This is a genomic window from Paracoccus sp. UBA5162 (assembly GCF_002413585.1).
Lineage (GTDB): Bacteria > Pseudomonadota > Alphaproteobacteria > Rhodobacterales > Rhodobacteraceae > Paracoccus.
The window spans coordinates 18,104-20,037 of the sequence record NZ_DHXG01000045.1 but is presented as its reverse complement, the minus strand read 5'-3'; the positions used below and the strand labels follow the sequence as shown (position 1 = coordinate 20,037).

Sequence of the window (1,934 nt, the reverse complement as noted above, 5' to 3'; positions counted from 1 at the left end):
CCGCCAAATGCCGCCGCGCACCGAGATTCGTGCGATTCCCCTTTTCCCGTGCCGACGAAATCGCTATATCCACCCGCAATTCCCCCCGAAAACGAGGAATGGCACCCGCCGAAAGCCGTTTTCCCGGCTGATGAAGGCCATCCTCGGGGCCGAGATGCGAAGGAGAAAGACATGAACAAGCCGCTGATGGCCAAGGCTACCGCCGTCTGGCTGGTTGACAACACCACGCTGAGTTTCAAGCAGATCGGCGATTTCTGCGGTCTGCACGAGTTGGAAGTGCAGGGCATCGCCGATGGCGACGTGGCTGCCGGCGTGAAGGGCTATGATCCGGTGGCCTCGCACCAGCTTGAGCCGGCCGAGATCAAGAAGGGCGAGGCCGATCCCGCCTATTCGCTGAAACTGAAATACAATCCTGCCGCCGAGGGCGAGGAAAAGCGTCGCGGGCCGCGCTACACGCCGCTGTCCAAGCGTCAGGACCGCCCCGCCGCGATCCTGTGGCTGGTGAAATTTCATCCCGAACTGGCCGATTCCCAGGTCGCCAAGCTGGTCGGCACGACCAAGCCCACGATCAACTCGATCCGCGACCGGACGCATTGGAACATCTCCAACATCCAGCCGATCGACCCGGTCGCGCTGGGCCTGTGCCGCCAGACCGAACTGGATGCCGCTGTCCAGAAGGCGGCCAAGAAACGCGCCGCCGACGGCGAGGTGATGACCGATGACGAACGGCGCAAGCTGGTCAGCACCGAAACCTCGCTGGCGATGAGCGGGGAGGAACCGCGCCTGCCCACCGCCATCGCCGGGCTGGAGAATTTCTCGCTGTCCAGGGACGAGGACGAAGAGGAAAAGCCGCAGCGCGAGGTGGATGCGGACAGTTTCTTCAACCTGCCCGACAGCGGCGACGATGAGGATGAGGACGACCGCTAGGCCGACCGTCTGCACAAGGGAAAGCCGGCGCGGAGAAACCCGCGCCGGCGTTTTCATGGTCCGTGACCGTGGCCGTCAGGTCTTGCTGCGGACCAGCCTGCCCAGCCATATCAGGATGCAGGCACCGATGACCGCGACCACAAGCTGTCCGATGACGCCGCCGGCTGTGCCGCCCAGCAGCGCGCGGAACAGCCAGTTCCCGACCAGCGCGCCCAGAATGCCCAGGATGATGTTCACGACCAGGCTGTGATCGCTTTTCATGATCTTTTCCGCGATCCAGCCTGCAATCGCGCCGAGAATGATGGACAGAATCCAGCCGAAACCTTCCATGACGAGCCTTCCCTGATTGATGCCAAGGCACCGCTTCCGCGGCGCCGTTCGCCGACAAAATGCGCGGCGGAAGCCAATCGTTCCGCCACGCCGCAAATCCGCCGTCAGATCGACAGGCAGATATATTTCATCTCCAGATAATCATCGATGCCGTGGTGGCTGCCCTCGCGGCCCAGGCCCGACTGCTTGACGCCGCCGAAGGGCGCCACTTCGGTCGAGATGATCCCGGTGTTCACGCCGACGATGCCGTATTCCAGCGCCTCCTGAACCCGGGTGATCCGGCCCACGTCGCGGGCATAGAAATAGGACGCCAGTCCGAAGATGGTCGCGTTGGCCTTGTCCACGACCTCGTCTTCGGTCTCGAACAGGAACAGCGGCGCCAGCGGGCCGAAGGTTTCCTCGGTCGCGACCTTCATGCCATCGTTGACGCCGGTCACCACGGTCGGCTGGAAGAACAGGCCGTCGATCCGCTTGCCGCCGGTCACGACATCGCCGCCGCCATCCAGCACGTCCTTGATATGTTCTTCGACCTTCTCCACCGCGTCCTCGTTGATCAGCGGCCCGGTGGTGGTGCCGTCTTCCAGCCCGTCGCCGACGCGCAGCTTGTCCACGGCGGCGGCCAGCTTCTTGGCGAATGCGTCATAGACACCCGCCTGCACATAGATCCGGTTGGCGCA

3 protein-coding genes are annotated in these 1,934 nt (G+C 63.5%); 1 reads left to right on the top strand and 2 read right to left on the bottom strand.

Annotated elements, in window-relative coordinates; all coding sequences use genetic code 11:
• The first annotated feature begins 171 nt into the window (after window positions 1–171).
• Window positions 172–927: a DUF1013 domain-containing protein gene (locus B4A72_RS06055; RefSeq protein WP_292957601.1), complete on the top strand. Its 756-nt coding sequence runs from the start codon at window positions 172–174 to the stop codon at window positions 925–927.
• A gap of 75 nt (window positions 928–1,002) precedes the next feature.
• Here the strand turns inward: B4A72_RS06055 and B4A72_RS06050 are convergent, their stop codons facing one another.
• On the bottom strand, window positions 1,003–1,257 hold the full coding sequence (locus B4A72_RS06050; protein WP_292957598.1) for a GlsB/YeaQ/YmgE family stress response membrane protein: 255 nt from the start codon (window positions 1,255–1,257) through the stop codon (window positions 1,003–1,005).
• Between the two features lie 104 nt (window positions 1,258–1,361).
• Window positions 1,362–1,934 (bottom strand): aldehyde dehydrogenase family protein (locus B4A72_RS06045; RefSeq protein WP_292978227.1); only part of this gene is annotated, 573 nt, incomplete at its 5' end.

Excerpts from the sequence above, each read along its gene's own strand:
- B4A72_RS06055 (WP_292957601.1), top strand. The coding sequence starts at position 172 with ATGAACAAGCCGCTGATGGCCAAGGCTACCGCCGTCTGGCTGGTTGAC.
- B4A72_RS06050 (WP_292957598.1), bottom strand. The coding sequence starts at position 1,257 with ATGGAAGGTTTCGGCTGGATTCTGTCCATCATTCTCGGCGCGATTGCA.